The 15263-nt window shown below is 54.1% G+C and carries 26 protein-coding genes; all 26 read right to left on the bottom strand.

What is annotated here, in order from left to right:
- Positions 1–35: 35 nt before the first annotated feature.
- The 26 genes from secY to FRD01_RS16290 all read right to left on the bottom strand — a co-directional run bounded on the left by secY (position 36) and on the right by FRD01_RS16290 (position 15036).
- Positions 36–1382 (bottom strand): preprotein translocase subunit SecY, encoded by a 1347-nt coding sequence (gene secY / locus FRD01_RS16415; RefSeq protein WP_430700838.1) that lies wholly within the window; start codon positions 1380–1382, stop codon positions 36–38.
- Positions 1375–1824: a 50S ribosomal protein L15 gene (rplO, locus tag FRD01_RS16410; RefSeq protein ID WP_146961540.1), complete on the bottom strand. Its 450-nt coding sequence runs from the start codon at positions 1822–1824 to the stop codon at positions 1375–1377. The genes secY and rplO overlap by 8 nt, the downstream gene beginning before the upstream one ends.
- A 3-nt stretch (positions 1825–1827) precedes the next feature.
- Positions 1828–2013, bottom strand: a complete 186-nt coding sequence (rpmD, locus tag FRD01_RS16405) for a 50S ribosomal protein L30 (protein ID WP_146961538.1) — start codon at positions 2011–2013, stop codon at positions 1828–1830.
- A 15-nt stretch (positions 2014–2028) separates the two neighbouring features.
- The gene (gene rpsE / locus FRD01_RS16400; RefSeq protein WP_146961536.1) at positions 2029–2532 is read right to left on the bottom strand and encodes a 30S ribosomal protein S5; all 504 of its coding nucleotides are present in this window, start codon (positions 2530–2532) and stop codon (positions 2029–2031) included.
- Between the two features lie 11 nt (positions 2533–2543).
- Positions 2544–2912 (bottom strand): 50S ribosomal protein L18, encoded by a 369-nt coding sequence (rplR, locus tag FRD01_RS16395; protein ID WP_146961534.1) that lies wholly within the window; start codon positions 2910–2912, stop codon positions 2544–2546.
- Between the two features lie 42 nt (positions 2913–2954).
- Positions 2955–3494, bottom strand: coding sequence for a 50S ribosomal protein L6 (gene rplF / locus FRD01_RS16390; protein ID WP_146961532.1), 540 nt, complete (start codon positions 3492–3494; stop codon positions 2955–2957).
- Positions 3495–3509: 15 nt separating this feature from the next.
- Complete coding sequence (rpsH, locus tag FRD01_RS16385) at positions 3510–3911, bottom strand: 30S ribosomal protein S8 (RefSeq protein ID WP_146961530.1); 402 nt, start codon at positions 3909–3911, stop codon at positions 3510–3512.
- An 89-nt stretch (positions 3912–4000) separates the two neighbouring features.
- Positions 4001–4186: a type Z 30S ribosomal protein S14 gene (locus FRD01_RS16380; RefSeq protein ID WP_146961528.1), complete on the bottom strand. Its 186-nt coding sequence runs from the start codon at positions 4184–4186 to the stop codon at positions 4001–4003.
- Between the two features lie 34 nt (positions 4187–4220).
- The gene (gene rplE / locus FRD01_RS16375; RefSeq protein ID WP_146961526.1) at positions 4221–4808 is read right to left on the bottom strand and encodes a 50S ribosomal protein L5; all 588 of its coding nucleotides are present in this window, start codon (positions 4806–4808) and stop codon (positions 4221–4223) included.
- A gap of 172 nt (positions 4809–4980) precedes the next feature.
- Entirely contained in the window at positions 4981–5376 is a 396-nt protein-coding gene (gene rplX, locus FRD01_RS16370; RefSeq protein WP_146961525.1) for a 50S ribosomal protein L24, read from the bottom strand.
- A 31-nt stretch (positions 5377–5407) separates the two neighbouring features.
- Complete coding sequence (gene rplN / locus FRD01_RS16365) at positions 5408–5776, bottom strand: 50S ribosomal protein L14 (protein WP_146961523.1); 369 nt, start codon at positions 5774–5776, stop codon at positions 5408–5410.
- Between the two features lie 75 nt (positions 5777–5851).
- The gene (gene rpsQ, locus FRD01_RS16360; protein WP_146961521.1) at positions 5852–6142 is read right to left on the bottom strand and encodes a 30S ribosomal protein S17; all 291 of its coding nucleotides are present in this window, start codon (positions 6140–6142) and stop codon (positions 5852–5854) included.
- 25 nt (positions 6143–6167) lie between these two features.
- On the bottom strand, positions 6168–6362 hold the full coding sequence (rpmC, locus tag FRD01_RS16355; protein ID WP_146961519.1) for a 50S ribosomal protein L29: 195 nt from the start codon (positions 6360–6362) through the stop codon (positions 6168–6170).
- The gene (gene rplP, locus FRD01_RS16350; protein ID WP_146961517.1) at positions 6359–6775 is read right to left on the bottom strand and encodes a 50S ribosomal protein L16; all 417 of its coding nucleotides are present in this window, start codon (positions 6773–6775) and stop codon (positions 6359–6361) included. The genes rpmC and rplP overlap by 4 nt, the downstream gene beginning before the upstream one ends.
- A 29-nt stretch (positions 6776–6804) precedes the next feature.
- Positions 6805–7446 carry a 30S ribosomal protein S3 gene (gene rpsC, locus FRD01_RS16345; RefSeq protein WP_146961515.1) on the bottom strand — a complete coding sequence of 214 codons (642 nt, stop codon included), beginning with the start codon at positions 7444–7446 and terminating at the stop codon, positions 6805–6807.
- 18 nt (positions 7447–7464) lie between these two features.
- Positions 7465–7830 (bottom strand): 50S ribosomal protein L22, encoded by a 366-nt coding sequence (gene rplV, locus FRD01_RS16340; protein WP_146961513.1) that lies wholly within the window; start codon positions 7828–7830, stop codon positions 7465–7467.
- An 8-nt stretch (positions 7831–7838) separates the two neighbouring features.
- Complete coding sequence (gene rpsS / locus FRD01_RS16335) at positions 7839–8117, bottom strand: 30S ribosomal protein S19 (protein ID WP_146961511.1); 279 nt, start codon at positions 8115–8117, stop codon at positions 7839–7841.
- A gap of 15 nt (positions 8118–8132) precedes the next feature.
- A complete protein-coding gene (gene rplB, locus FRD01_RS16330) occupies positions 8133–8960 on the bottom strand; it encodes a 50S ribosomal protein L2 (RefSeq protein ID WP_146961509.1) in 828 nt (275 codons plus the stop codon).
- Positions 8961–8982: 22 nt separating this feature from the next.
- A complete protein-coding gene (rplW, locus tag FRD01_RS16325; protein WP_146961507.1) occupies positions 8983–9300 on the bottom strand; it encodes a 50S ribosomal protein L23 in 318 nt (105 codons plus the stop codon).
- The gene (gene rplD, locus FRD01_RS16320; protein ID WP_146961505.1) at positions 9297–9947 is read right to left on the bottom strand and encodes a 50S ribosomal protein L4; all 651 of its coding nucleotides are present in this window, start codon (positions 9945–9947) and stop codon (positions 9297–9299) included. Before rplD ends, rplW begins: the two co-directional genes overlap by 4 nt.
- A gap of 64 nt (positions 9948–10011) precedes the next feature.
- Positions 10012–10320: a 30S ribosomal protein S10 gene (gene rpsJ, locus FRD01_RS16315; RefSeq protein ID WP_146961503.1), complete on the bottom strand. Its 309-nt coding sequence runs from the start codon at positions 10318–10320 to the stop codon at positions 10012–10014.
- Between the two features lie 174 nt (positions 10321–10494).
- Positions 10495–12636: an elongation factor G gene (gene fusA, locus FRD01_RS16310; protein ID WP_146961501.1), complete on the bottom strand. Its 2142-nt coding sequence runs from the start codon at positions 12634–12636 to the stop codon at positions 10495–10497.
- 107 nt (positions 12637–12743) lie between these two features.
- A complete protein-coding gene (rpsG, locus tag FRD01_RS16305) occupies positions 12744–13214 on the bottom strand; it encodes a 30S ribosomal protein S7 (protein ID WP_146961499.1) in 471 nt (156 codons plus the stop codon).
- Positions 13215–13230: 16 nt separating this feature from the next.
- Positions 13231–13602: a 30S ribosomal protein S12 gene (gene rpsL / locus FRD01_RS16300; RefSeq protein WP_146961498.1), complete on the bottom strand. Its 372-nt coding sequence runs from the start codon at positions 13600–13602 to the stop codon at positions 13231–13233.
- A 197-nt stretch (positions 13603–13799) separates the two neighbouring features.
- On the bottom strand, positions 13800–14675 hold the full coding sequence (locus tag FRD01_RS16295; protein ID WP_249755684.1) for a nucleotidyltransferase family protein: 876 nt from the start codon (positions 14673–14675) through the stop codon (positions 13800–13802).
- Positions 14665–15036: a lasso peptide biosynthesis protein gene (locus FRD01_RS16290; protein WP_146961494.1), complete on the bottom strand. Its 372-nt coding sequence runs from the start codon at positions 15034–15036 to the stop codon at positions 14665–14667. Before FRD01_RS16290 ends, FRD01_RS16295 begins: the two co-directional genes overlap by 11 nt.
- Positions 15037–15263: the final 227 nt, after the last annotated feature.

Here is a 15263-nt window from a genome sequence, read left to right as displayed (position 1 = left end):
AGCACTTTGCCGATCCAGTTCAACACCTTAGACGATTACATATCGTCTTCGTCTCGCCCCTTGATTCGACTGCCAGTAAGAGCCCCGCCCGCTTTCGCGCTGAACTCGTCGTACTGTCTTGTGATCAGGTGGTTTTCTATCTGGTTAACCGTGTCTAGACCCACACTCACAACGATGAGCAAGCTCGTTCCACCGAAGTAGAACGACACGCCAAGGTTGTCTTGTAGGAAGAACGGAAGCACACATACCGCCGCAATGTAGATCGATCCTGCAAAGGTCAATCGGCTCATCACTTCATCCAAGTATTCAGCAGTCTTACGACCGGGACGAATACCTGGAATGAACGCATCCTGCTTCTTCAAGTTGTCTGCCATGTCCACAGGGTTGACCTGAACGGCCGTGTAGAAGAAGCAGAAGAAGATAACCAGGGCTGCGTAGATGATGTTGTAGCGCCAGTCACCAGGGATCAAAGAAGCCTGTATGAACAACGTTACGGCGTTCTCATCAAAATAGCTCACGACGGTGCTCGGGAAGATCAGAAGCGACGAAGCAAAGATCGGTGGGATAACACCCGCCATATTCACCTTCAATGGAAGGTGCTGATTTTGCACTCCGTAGATCCTCTGACCCACCATACGCCGCGCGTATTGCAAGGGCACACGCCGTTGTGCCGACTCGATGAACACGATGAACGCGGTCACTGCAAGGGCCAAGACCCCCAAGATCACGAGAGCAAACGTGCTCAACGAACCAGACTCAGCCATCTGGAAGGTCTGAAGGACCGCCGCAGGGAAGGCTGCGATAATACCAGCCGTGATGATCAACGAGATACCGTTACCGATACCGCGCTCGGTGATCTGCTCACCCAACCACATCACGAACATCGTACCGGCGACCAAGGTCACCACGGTCAAGAGCTTGAAGCCGAGGCCTGGCTCGACCAGGAGACCCAGTTCAGGGTTCGTGTCGTTAAGGTTCTCAAGATAGAAGGAGATACCAGTTCCCTGGATGATACTCAGGAGTACCGTCGCATAACGGGTGTACTGGGTGATCTTCTTTCGACCTTGCTCGCCTTCCTTCTGCATTCTTTCGATCGCAGGGACGACCACTGTCATCAACTGAAAGATAATCGAGGCTGAAATGTAGGGCATGATGCCCAGAGCAAAAATACTCATCAACTCAAGGGCGCCGCCCGTGAACAAGTTCACGAGTCCCAGAAGTCCACCTCCTGCACCCCCGACGATCTGTGACATCGCAGCGCGGTTAACCCCAGGAACTGGGATGAACACGCCCACACGATAGATCGCGAGCAACGCCAGCGTAAAAAACAAACGCCGACGCAGCTCTGGCATCTCGAGTATTCCGCTATACTTATTAGCCACCGATAACCTCTACAGTCCCACCGGCTGCACTGATCTTCTCTTGTGCCGAAGCACTGACCTTAGCTGCCTTTACGACGAGTTTCTTAGAAAGCGTTCCCTGACCAAGCACTTTCAATCCGTCAGCGTGCTTCTTTATCAAACGCTTGGCAGCAACAGTCTCAAAAGAGACCTCTTCGCCTTCCTCAAATGCGCGCTCCAGGGTCGAAACATTGACCACACCATAAACTTTGGCGTGAATGTTCGTGAAGCCTTGCTTTGGAAGTCGACGTTGCAAAGGCATCTGACCGCCTTCGAAACCTGCCTTAACCTGTCCGCCGGAGCGAGCTTTTTGACCTTTGTGGCCTTTACCCGCGGTTTTACCCAGCGTGCTACCTTGTCCGCGGCCTTTACGCTTGCGGTTACGATTTGCACCTTTTGGTGCTTTAAGCGTACTCAAATCCATGACTCACTCCTTGATCTCTTCGACTTCCACCAAGTGGACGACTTTTGAGATCAGCCCGCGGATCGCATCCGTGTCTTCCACAACCACTGTGTGGTGACGACGACGCAATCCGAGACCTTTGATAGCTAGACGCTGTGACTCTGGTTTCCCGGCGAGTCCGCGAGTTTGTGTTACTTTAATCTGACCCATCACGTGCTCCTCGGCTTATTCAGCCTCTGGTAGGTTTTGGCCCAGGCGACGGCGATACTCGTCCGGATCGTGCAGTCCTGCCAATCCAGCCATCGTAGCCCGCACCACGTTATGTGGGTTGTTCGAACCCAAGCTCTTGGTGAGAATATTATTCACACCCGCTGCCTCAAGGATCGCACGAACAGGCCCACCCGCGATAACACCGGTACCTTCGCTGGCAGCTTTGAGCAAAACTTGCCCGCTACCGAAGCGTCCGATCACATCGTGAGGGATCGTATCGTCCACAATCGGAACCGTAATAAGGTGGCCCTTCGCGTTTTCAGTGGCCTTACGGATGGCTTCTGGAACTTCATTAGCCTTTCCGTGACCCACGCCAACACGACCGTTTCCATCTCCAACCACCACGAGGGCGCTGAAGCTGAAGCGACGACCGCCCTTCACCACTTTTGCGACGCGATTGATTGCGATCACATTTTCGCTCAAATCGACATCTTCTCGTTTACGACGTTGCAACGCCATAGGAACTCCTCTTAGAACTGCAGTCCGCCTTCACGGGCGCCTTCTGCAACAGCCGCAACTCGACCATGGTAGATGTATCCGTTACGGTCGAAGACGACCGAGTCGATACCTTTACCAAGAGCTCGGGACGCCAGCGCTTTGCCAACTTCCTTCGCCTGCTCTGATTTATCTTTTCCGTCCAATGCCGATGCGACTTCCGCATCTTTGGTTGAAGCCGACACAAGGGTGCTCCCCGTGACGTCATCTACAACCTGGCAGTAGATGTGGCGGTTAGACCGGAATACGGTCAAACGTGGCCGAGCCTGCGTGCCAGTGACTTTCTTGCGAATACGACGCTTGCGGCGAAGGCGGCCATCTTTTCGTTCATTTTTGCTCAACATAAGCTTACCTCAACTTGTTTGCGTCAAGACGCAACACGATGGTTACTTCTTGCCGCCCGCCTTACCGGCCTTGCGGATAATTCTTTCTTCTTTGTACTTGACGCCTTTGCCCTTGTACGGCTCCGGCTTCCTCAAGCTACGAATCTTCGCTGCGACCTGGCCGAGGGTCTCTTTATCTCGGCTCGTCAACGACACTGCAGTCTGCGACACAGTCGCCTCAACCACTGCAGGAAGCTCGACGAAGATCGGGTGCGAGTAACCAAGGTCAAAGCGAATAAAATTGCCGCGCTTCTCAGCACGGTAACCCACACCGATGATCTCAAGGTCACGCTGGAAGCCCGTAGAGACGCCAGTAACCATATTTGCAACAAGACTGCGCACAAGACCCTGGTGGCTACGCGATTCACGGCTATCCGAGCTACGCTCGACGTGAATCGTGTTTCCGTCGATCTTGACACTTACGACATCCGAAAGGGTACGAACAAGCTCGCCCTTTGGACCTTTGACACGAATCACCGAACCGTCGAGTTTGACGTCGACACCGGCGGGAATCGTGATCGGTAGTTTACCTATTCGACTCATAATACACCTCCGGTATCAATAGACCGTGCAAAGGAGCTCGCCGCCCACGTTGGCTGCCTTGGCCTCTTGACCCGTCATCACGCCCTGAGACGTGGAAAGGATTGCGATACCAAGACCATTCAATACCGAAGGGATCTCGTCCACCCCGACGTATACACGGCGAGAAGGCTTCGAAATTCGGCGAATGTTGTTAATCAAAGGCTTGTGGTCGTTGTCGTACTTAAGCTCGACGATGATCGTGCCCTGAGGACCTTCATCGTTGCGCTCGACGTTTCCGACGTAGCCATACTTTTCAAGAATCTTTGCGACCGCAAACTTCACTTTGCTCGCTGGGATCTTGGTCGACGCGTGACGCGCCTGCTGCCCATTGCGAATCCTCGTGAGGAAATCCGCGATCGGATCACTCGTTGTGAACATAGGTGTCTCCTTCGAGAAGGTTCCACAGGAGATTGCCGTTCACCAAACGGCTAGGGAGTTCTCCTGGGCCTTTCCCGGATTAATGTTTCTTACCAGCTCGCCTTCACGACGCCCGGAACTTCGCCTTTGAGAGCAAGGTTACGGAAACAGATTCGGCACAAATTAAACTTTCTTAGATAACCACGTGGACGTCCGCATACACCGCAGCGATTGTGCTGACGGACTGCGAATTTTGGAGTCTTTGCGGCTTTCTCCATGGATGCTTTGCGAGCCATGGTTTCTCCTCTTTATCCCCGAAGGGCCTAACGGTTATTCTCCAGCAGCTTCAGAACCTTCTGCTGCTGCAACTTTCTGCTGACGATGAATGAACGGCATGCCCATGTGACGAAGGAGCGCACGCGCCTGGTCGTCGTTAGGAGCACTGGTCACGATGGTGATGTTCATTCCGCGGACTTTGTCGACTTTGTCGTAATCGATCTCTGGGAAGATGATCTGCTCACGAACGCCGAGCGAGTAGTTTCCGTGTCCGTCGAATGCTTTGTCACTCACACCCTTGAAGTCGCGAACGCGAGGAAGGGCGATGTAGAGCAAGCGCTCCAGGAATTGGAACATACGCTCACCACGTAGGGTGACCATAACACCGATCGGCATACCTTCACGCAACTTGAAGGTTGCGATCGAGTTCTTTGCGCGAGTGATGACCGGCTTTTGACCAGCGATCAGGGTAAGCTCGTTGACAGCAGCTTCGATCACCTTGGGGTTCTGTACGGCTTCGCCGAGACCCATGTTGATCACCACTTTCTCGATCTTAGGCACTTCCATTGGGTTCTGCAGGGAGAACTCTTCGGTCAATGCGGGAATCACTTCACTACGATATTTATTTACTAAGTAACCCATCAGGGACTCTCCGTGTCAGCGGGACTCTACCGCTGTTCCGAATCCAACCACCAATTCACGACCACCGTGAGCTTGGCCAAAAAAATTCGGCGATGCGAACAACACATCGCCGTTCGAGGGCGCGTTTCATATCGGAGAGCTCGACCCATGTCAAGCGCCGAGCAACCGATCTTTAATCCGCATTTACCGCACCGAAAGTCTCTTCACTCTTTACCGAGTAACGGACCTTCTGGATGCGCTCAGGAGCGTCCGAGCCGAACGAAGCCACAGCTTCGGTGCGCGTGGTGTGGAGGCTTCCACCTTTGCCAACCCAACGAGCCTGGGTACGGACACCCTTTTGAAGTTTTTCACTGAAAATGAGCACGTTCGAAGCGTCGATCCAGTTCTCTTTTTCGATCACTGCACCTTCTTCTCCAGTGAGAAGATTTGGCTTCTTATTCTTGACGATCATATTACGACGCTCAACCTTCACACGTCCGTGCTTTCGGTCGATGTCGATAATCTCGCCACGCTCTCCCTTTTCTTTTCCGGCCAAAATTACGACCGTATCACCTTTCTTAACATGCATGACGTTCTCCGCTCAGCAATCCCGCCGAGTCTCAAAGGACCTCAGGCGCCAGACTTACGATCTTCATGTATTGCCGCGCGCGAAGTTCACGAGCGACCGGTCCGAAGATACGGGTTCCGACGGGCTGGTTATTGTTATCGATCAGGACAGCGGCGTTGTCATCAAACCGGATATAGGTACCGTCAGGGCGTGCAAGCTCTTTTGCGGTACGTACGATCACGGCGCGCTTAACTTCGCCTTTCTTGACCTTCGAATTGGGCAGGGCTTCCTTCACCGACACGATGATCGTGTCGCCTACTGAAGCGTATCGGCGCTTCGACCCGCCCAAGACTTTGATGCACTGGACCTGCTTGGCACCAGAGTTATCGGCTACCGTGAGCCTGCTCTGCATCTGTATCATTGGAAACCTCTCATTGGCACACGGGAGTTGATATCTGACGGCCTATGCGCCACGGGCCGGCAGCGGGCGCATCGTTTACACGATTGGCGCTTTCTCCACAATCTCTTTTACCTTCCAACGCTTGTTTTTGGAGAGAGGACGTGTTTCTTCGATGAGAACACGATCTCCAATCTTACATTCGTCGTTTGGATCATGAACCTGGTAGCGCGAACGCATCTTGACGTACTTTTTGTACTTCGGATGCATGTAGCGACGCGTAATGGAGACAACGATGGTTTTCTGCATCTTGTCGCTCACCACAGTGCCGATACGGGTTTTGCGCTGACCGCGAGTTTTTTCAGTTTTGGGTGCTTCTTCGGTGGCCATTTGACCGCTCCTCATTCACTTCAGTTCAAGCTTGGGCTTGACGTTCAGCCAATATCGTCTGGATACGGGCAATGGTTCGGCGGTGCTCCTTCAAATCGGAGGAACGCTGAAGTTGTCCCGTATAATGTTTCATTCTCAGACGAAACAGCTCCTCTCTCATTTGAGATTCGAGCTCCGTCAACTCTTCTACGGACTTTTCCCGCAATTCTACGGCTTTCATAGTCCCTCTCCTCGCACGATGAATCGTGTCTTACAGGGCAGTTTGTGTCCCGCAAGACGGAACGCTTCTTCTGCCACTTCGCGGCTCACGCCGTCCATTTCGTAAAGGACACGACCAGGCTTGACCACGGCTACCCACTCTTCTGGGCTACCTTTACCTTTACCCATTCGTGTTTCCAACGGCTTCTTGGTAATCGGCTTATCTGGAAAAATTCGAATCCAAACTTTACCACCACGCTTGATGTATCGAGTCATCGCGATACGAGCGGCCTCGATTTGTCGAGCGGTGATGCGCTTTGGCTCCAGAGCCACCAAACCAAAATCGCCGAACGAAACTTCGTTGCCGCGATAGGCCTTGCCTTTCATGCGACCTTTTTGCGTCTTTCTCCAACGCACACGTTTCGGACTCAGCATAATATCTCCTTCGTCGTCCTGGGCTTCGCTTAGAAGCTAGCCCGGGCGTCAAGTACTTCACCTTTGAAGATCCAAACTTTGACGCCGATGACGCCGTAAGTGGTCTTCGCTTCTGCCACACCGTAGTCGATGTCTGCACGCAAGGTGTGCAGGGGCACTCGACCTTCACGGTACCATTCACGCCGGCTCATTTCGGCACCACCGAGGCGGCCCGAGCAGTTCACTCGGATGCCTTGTGCGCCGAGCTTCATGGTCTGCTGAACGGCTTTCTTCATCACGCGACGGAAGCTTGCGCGACGCTCGAGCTGGCCAGCGATATTCTCGGCGACCAGTTTCGCGTCCAGATCAGGCTTCTTGACCTCTTGAACGTTCAAGAAGATATCGCTGTCCGAGCGCTTCTGAAGCTCGCGCTTGAGCGCCTCAATACCGGTCGACTGACGTCCGATCACCACCGCTGGTTTGACCGTGTGAATCGTCAGCTTTGCGCGGCGAGCCATACGCTCGATCTCGATCTTCGAGATCTGGGTATGGCCGAGCTTCTTCTGCAAGTACTCTCGAAGCTGGAGATCTTCGTGCAGCCAGTTCGCGTAGTTCTTGTCTGCGTACCACTTGGAATTCCAAGGTTTGATAACGCCGAGACGAAATCCTGTTGGGTGTACTTTTTGACCCATCTCAATACTCCTGCACGATTACTCGGGCTTCAAAACCACAGTGATATGGCTGGTTCGCTTGTTGATTCTGGTGGCTCGACCCTGTGCGCGAGGCATGAAACGACGCATGGTCGGTCCCTCGTTCACGTAGGCTTCTGCGACAACCAGTCCGTCGATATCCCAATCCAATTCCTGGCTAGTCTCCACATTGGAGAGCGCGGAATTGATAAGCTTCGCAAGGATTGGCGATGCTTTCTTTGGGGTGAACTCGAGGATCGAAAGCGCCTCATACACCGGCTTATTACGAATTAGATCTGCAACAACGCGAGCCTTGAAAGGCGAAATTCGCACATTGCGAAGAACTGCCCGATTGGCTCTGTGTTCTTTACGTTTTGGCTTACTCATTACCAACCTCAGCGTTTCTTCGCTTTTTTGTCAGCGGCGTGCCCGTAGTACGTTCTCGTTACCGAGAATTCGCCGAGCTTATGGCCGACCATATTTTCTGTCACAAACACTGGAACGAACTCGCGTCCATTATGGACAGCGAAGGTCAATCCAACCATCTCCGGTACGATCATCGAGCGTCTGCTCCAGGTCTTGATCGCCCGCCTATCACCTGACTCAAGCGCCTTAGAGATCTTCTTGCGAAGACTTTCATCAACGAATGGTCCTTTCTTAATTGAACGTGGCACGGTTTACTCCTGCGATCACTTCTGGTTACGCCGACGCACGATGAAGCGGTCGGTACGTTTGTTCTTACGAGTTTTGTATCCTTTGGTCGGCACACCCCATGGCGTCACTGGGTGACGACCACCAGAGGTACGACCCTCACCACCACCGTGTGGGTGGTCAACCGGGTTCATGGCAACACCACGAACCGACGGACGACGTCCCAACCAACGTGAGCGGCCTGCTTTACCGGAAGCGCCGTTTTCGTGCTTCGGGTTAGAGACTGCACCCACCGTGGCGCGGCAAGTTTGAAGGACCTTACGAAGCTCGCCGGAAGGAAGGCGCAGAAGAGCGTACTTACCTTCTTTGGCCATCAGCTGTGCCCACGTTCCCGCGGAGCGCACCATTTGAGCGCCCTTTCCAGGACGAAGCTCAATGTTGTGCACAACGGTTCCGACTGGAATCTTTGCAAGGCGAAGCGTGTTGCCTGGCTTGATGTCAGCGTGGACGCTCGAGATGACTTCGTCACCCACATTGAGCCCCTGAGGCGCAATGATGTATGACTTCTCGCCGTCTGCGTAAGCGATCAATGCGATATAGGCCGAGCGATTTGGATCGTACTCGATCGACTTTACGCGAGCTGGAATTCCAACTTTATTGCGCTTGAAGTCGATCAAACGATAGCGACGCTTATGACCACCACCGCGGTGGCGCACAGTAATGTGTCCGTTGTTATTACGACCACCTGAGCGCTTCACCGATTCGGTCAAGCTCTTCTCCGGCGAGCCCGCAGTGAGCTCGGCGAAGTCGTTTCGCCGCAAAAAGCGTCGGCCAGGTGATGTCGGGTTACTATTTCGAATACCCATGATTCCTACTCCTGTTGACGAGCTACACTTCGCCCGCGTCCTCACCTGATGCTTCTAGTGCAAACAAATCGAACGTCGATCCTTCTGCCAGGGTCACAACGGCTTTCTTGAAACCGTTGCGGCGGCCGACGTAGCGACCAAATCGTCGCGAACGTCCAGGATGGTTCATGGTGTTTACACCCTTAACTTCCACGCCGAAGAGCTCTTCCACAGCAGCACGGATCTGGTGCTTATTTGCGGCAGCGTTCACGCGGAACACAACTTTCATTCCGTCTTCCATCAGACCGGCTGTTTTCTCGGTCATGATAGGACGAATCACGATATCGTATGCAGTATTCATGATTTCAATGCCTCCTGCACCGCGTCTACCGCGTTCGCACTGAGGAAGAGGTAATCGTACCGAAGGATGTCCTCAACATTGAGGCCTTCAGCCGCGAGATATTTCGCGTTCTTAAGGTTTCGCACAGAGAGGCGAAGCGTCTCGTTGTGAATTGGGGTGTTTGTTCCCTCTTCACGCGTGGTCGAGTCAACGAAAAGCGCCTTAGGAGCGCTGAATGCGTTGAGCATAGCCACAGCTTGCTTCGTCTTAATTTCGGGGAACTCAAGTGCGTCGATCACGCGGAGCGTGCCGTTCTGCGCCTTAAGACTAAGAGCCGAGCGCAATGCTGCACGACGCTTCTTCTTTGGCATGGCGTAGCTCCAGTCGCGAGGTGTTGGTCCGTGAATGGTACCACCACCTGGGAACTGGGCTGCACGGTTCGAGCCCTGACGAGCGCGACCGGTGCCTTTTTGTTTGAACGGCTTGCGTCCACCACCGCGGACTTCCGAGCGAACCTTAACCTTCTGGGTACCGGCGCGGCGACGAGCGCGCTGCCAGTTTACAACTTCCCAGAAGAGGTGCTCGCGAACTTCTGCGCCGAAGATCGCGTCGTCGAGCTCAAGAGAGCCCGTCTTCTTGTTTTCAAGATTAAATACGTCAATATTCATTTACCTGCCTCCTGCGCCGCCCTATTTACTGCTTGGACGGGCGAAAGAGAGTTATTGTGAATCCTCAGGTCTTGATCTCTACGTCAACACCTTCGGAAAGATCCAAGCGCATCAGTGCGTCCAGAGTCTGCTGCGTGGGGTCCAGGATATCGAGAAGACGCTTGTGCGTGCGCATCTCAAACTGCTCACGCGACTTCTTGTCGATGAAAGGACCGCGCAACACTGTCCAGCGACTGATCTGTGTCGGCAGAGGAATAGGGCCAGCGACTTTGGCGCCCGTGCGCTTTGCCGTGTCCACGATTTCTGCGGCCGATGCATCAAGCAGCCTGTAATCGTACGCTTTCAATTTAATGCGAATTTTATCGCTTGCCATGACCACTCCACTCTTCAATTCGCCGTTATGTCGGCATATCCACTAAGGGGCCCGCTTGTAGGACAAAGCCCCCGTCGAAGCGGAGGCGGACCATACAGGACCAAATTCACCAGATCAAGTTGATTTTTTGCATTTCTCAAAGGCATTTGCCCATGGGATTTACACTTCCTAAATTCAGTACGAGATGAAGCCCCCAATCCGTTGCAGAATCTGGTCTTCGACCTGTTTCGGCACGATTTCGTAATGGGAGAATTTCATCGTATAAGTTGCACGACCCTGGGTCTTCGAACGCAGCGCCGTGGAGTAACCAAACATTTGAGCAAGGGGAACCATGGCGTTGATCACCTGGGCACCCGATCGCTGCGCCATACCCTGCACATGACCGCGCCTTGAATTGAGGTCCCCGATCACATCGCCCATGAAGTCTTCTGGCGTGACGACTTCCACGTCCATCATCGGCTCGAGGAGCTGGGGCGACGCCGCCCTCACACCCGCACGGAATGCCATCGAACCCGCGATCTTGAAGGCCACGTCGTTGGAGTCCACTTCGTGGAACGATCCGTCGAAAAGCGTGACCCTCACGTCGAGAACCGGGAAGCCAGCGAGTGGCCCAGCCTCGGCAGCATCGCGCACACCTTTCTCAACGGACGGGATGAACTCGCGAGGGATCACCCCTCCTTTGATCTCGTCGGTGAACTGAATGCCGGAGCCGCGCTCACCGGGCTCAAGGCGGATCGCTACGTCAGCGAACATGCCTTTGCCACCGGTTTGTTTGACGAGTTTCTCGCGGTGCTCGGTAGTCCCCGTGATGCATTCGCGGTAGGCAACCTGAGGCTTTCCTACGTTCGCCTCAACCTTGAACTCACGGATCAATCTGTCGACGATGATCTCGAGGTGGAGCTCACCCTGGCCTGCAATGATCGTCTGGCCGGACTCGGGATCGGTGTTGACGCGGAAGCTCGGATCTTCAACAGCGAGCTTCGCGAGAGAATCGGCGAGTTTGGCCTGATCGGCGGTGGACATGGGCTCCACAGCGATCTCGATCACCGGGTCGGGGAAGTCCATGCGCTCGAGCACGATCGTCTTGTGCTCGTCGCAAAGAGTATCGCCAGTCGTGGTGGTCCTGAGACCAACCGCCGCCACGATATCTCCAGTCCTTGCTTCCTGGATCTCCTCCCGCTTGTTCGCATGCATGAGGAGCAGGCGGCCGGTCCGCTCCCGCTTGTCTTTGACCGAGTTGTAGACGTGAGAGCCTGACTCGAGGACGCCGGAGTAGACGCGCAAATACGTCAGCTGACCCACGTAAGGATCGGTCATGATCTTGAATGCGAGCGCGCAGAATGGCTCTTTATCTTCGAATTTTCGGACGATCATATCGCCCTCTTCAAATTCGCTGCGATTCTCAGCGGCCCGCTTCGCTGCTTCCACAGACACTCCCTTGACCTCGCCGATATCGCCAGGGCTTGGAAGGAAGTGAACGACAGCGTCTAGAAGAGGTTGCACGCCCTTGTTTTTGAAGGCTGAGCCACAAAAGACCGGGATGATCTCAATGGCAAGGGCTCCCTTTCGGATCGCGGCACGGATCTGTTCGGGGGCGATCTCTTGACCCTCGAAGAACGCTTCCATCAGAGCGTCGTCAAACTCGGCAGCGGCCTCGATCAACTGTTCGCGATAGAGCGCAGCCTCTTCTTCATACTCTTCTGGGATCGGGTGGCTGGCGAAGGTCGCGCCAAGGGCCTCGTCTTCCCAGATGATCGCCTTCATCTCGACCAGGTCGATGACGCCTTCGAAGTCCGATTCAGCGCCAAGTGGCAGCTGCATGCGGACCGGGCGGCATTTGAGCCGATCGACCATCATCTCGATGCAGTTGTCGAAGTCGGCCCCGACGCGATCCATCTTATTGACGAATGCGATCCGCGGGACGTGATAGCGGTTGGCCTGGCGCCAGACGGTTTCGGATTGCGGCTCAACACCGGCAACACCGTCGAACACGGCGATCGCGCCATCGAGCACGCGCAGCGATCGCTCGACCTCCATCGTGAAGTCGACGTGGCCCGGGGTGTCGATGATATTGATCCGGAACTGATCTTTGTTGAACGTCCAGTAGCAGGTGGTTGCGGCGCTCGTGATCGTGATCCCACGCTCGCGCTCTTGGTCCATCCAGTCCATCTCGGCTGCACCGTCGTGGACCTCACCGATCTTATGCGACTTCCCGGTATAGTAGAGAATCCGCTCGGTCGTGGTGGTTTTGCCCGCGTCGATATGGGCCATGATGCCGATATTTCGAACTCGATTTAGTGGGGTCGTCCTTGCCACGATACACCTGCCTTGGAAGTAAAAGATCCCCGAGCACAACGTGGCACCCGGGGATAAATGAGCTTAAGAAACGCGTCGCATATCTCCCGAAAGTTGGGAGGATGCGTCTACCAGCGGTAGTGAGCGAACGCTTTGTTCGCGTCAGCCATGCGGTGGACTTCGTCCTTCTTACGGATGGCGTTGCCGCGGTTGTTCGTTGCGTCGAGCAATTCACCGGCGAGGCGCTCAACCATGGTCTTCTCCGAGCGCGCACGAGCGAACTGGATCAACCAACGCAGGGAGAGCGCAGTGCGACGATCTTGACGCACTTCGACAGGCACCTGGTAGGTGGAACCACCGACACGGCGTGAACGAACTTCGACAGCTGGCTTGCAGTTATCGACAGCTTTCTTGAACACCTTGATCGGGTCTTCACCAGTGCGCTCCTCGAGGATGTCGAGGGTATCGTACATGATGGTTTCAGCGGTGGACTTCTTTCCATCGCGCATCATGACGTTCACGAACTGGGTCACAAGTTTGTCGTGAAACTTTGGATCAGGGATGATCGGGCGCTTAACAACTTCTCTACGTCTTGGCATGACTTGCTCTCACTAATTATTTGGGACGCTTAGCGCCGTACTTGCTTCGACCTTGGCGACGCTTAGCGACACCGATCGCATCGTGGGTTCCGCGAATGATGTGGTAGCGCACACCTGGAAGGTCTTTAACACGACCACCACGAATGAGAACCACACTGTGTTCCTGGAGGTTATGCCCCTCACCTGGAATGTAGCTTGTCACCTCCATTCCGTTGGTCAGGCGAACACGAGCCACCTTACGAAGCGCGGAGTTCGGCTTCTTAGGAGTGGTTGTGTACACGCGAGTGCAAACACCACGACGCTGTGGGCAGTTTTTCAACGCTGGAGCGTCAGTCTTTTCTTTCGCTTTTACCCGCGACTTGCGGACGAGCTGATTAATCGTAGGCATCCGTTTTTACCTGTCAAAAGGAGCCGGTTATCCGCCGGCATCACCACATCAAATCTTACGAGATTGAGTCAACACTTGGTGCTGACCTTATATTGTCTACTCAGAGCCACGAAAAGCGTGACCTGTGGAGCGCGGGATTATAGGAGTGAAGTCTCTGGTGTCAAGCACTTAATGCACTTTCGACGTTAGTTCGCGCTTCAAACCTCCCATGGGTCTCTACCAAGTGCCACGCGGAGGCGATCGATGGTGGTGCCCACGCGGTGCGACCCAACGAGGCTATAGCGCAGTGTGCGTCGTAGCGGGTTGTGGTCGAGAAGGAGTACAGAAAGAATTTGGTAGATGCCTGATTGGGTGGAGAGATCTTGAAAGACCTGCCCAGATTCCCATTCTTCAAGGATCACCTCGGCCAGTGCTCGCTCAAGCGAGCTGGATGTTGGGAGCTGGCCCCCAAGAGATGGTCTCCCATCGATTAGCCGAATGATTTCAAAACAAGTGTTGGCAACGCGGCTCCATCCCATAGCAGCAGCGAGTTCTAGGATCTCTTGCTCATTATCGAAGTGAGTGATCCAGTGCTGCAGATCTCTGAGAATACGTGGCTCAAATAGATGTTGATGCGAATGCACGACGAGGTGAAAACCTCCCCAGCCCGCATTCAGGACATTGACCGGGGTGCCGTTGATCTCGATCTCCGTGCGCGTCCTCCAAAGCTCCGGAAACTCGGGGGCTGGTAGGTGCGGATAGGCGATCCTCCAGTGCAAATCTAATGGAACCCCAGTAGCGCGATGCACAAAGAGTACCTGATTCATGGTGAGTGGGCGCGTGGACGGGCTCTGGTTTTCAAAGCCGTTCCTTTCAAGCCATTGAATCCAATTCGGCAACTCACGCCTATCCACAAGTATATCTACATCTCCTGATTTGCGTTCGAATGGATTTGGGTACACCTGTTGAGCGAGTCCCAACCCCTTGAGATGAAGCCAATCGGCCGGTCCTGCTTTCAAGGCCTGGAGAACGTGGAGTTGAGCCATTCTCCACGCTTGCCAACGCATCGATTCCGACAATTCGCTATGCTTCATGAGTGTCGGCCTCATTGCAAAGGGGGAGTTTGATCCATGGTTGTAGTCCTTCTTCATTGAAAAAGTTGCCGTGGGGCGTTCGGACCCAAGCATGGCCTTGGAAAGTTTGGAGGTAGGTTGCGCTTATGACCACTTCAGCAACAACTCCATTCTGTCGCAGAATTTCTCGGAGCACGATGGCACGAGGAAGGCAGTTTAGAACTTTGATTGAATCAGCGACCCTACTCACAACCTTAGCCAGACTCTCTGCATCGAGTCGTCCCGTGCCGATATCGGCTGGCTCTAATCGAAGAAGCTCTCCTGGGCCGTAACGATTGAGGACGGTGGCGCTGACCAACAAGAGACCAACTCCTACCTGCATTTTAATCGCTTGACTCACGAAAGTAGGCTCTCGATAAGATCAAGTTGCTTCAGACTGGGACCTCCCTGTTCGTTGGGAGGAAAGGTCATTTCAAAAATGGGAGTGGTCCGAGCAAGATTTGCCAAGTTTTGAAATCGACGCTTTCGAAGTTCGGGGGTTCCGGGGTCCAAATCGTAGAGGTACGGCATTAGGGGGATCACGCTCTCTACCTTTTCCAATTTCAAAGG

The organism is Microvenator marinus (assembly GCF_007993755.1).
Classification (GTDB): domain Bacteria; phylum Myxococcota_A; class Bradymonadia; order Bradymonadales; family Bradymonadaceae; genus Allomicrovenator; species Allomicrovenator marinus.
This window is presented reverse-complemented; position numbering and strand designations above follow the sequence as displayed.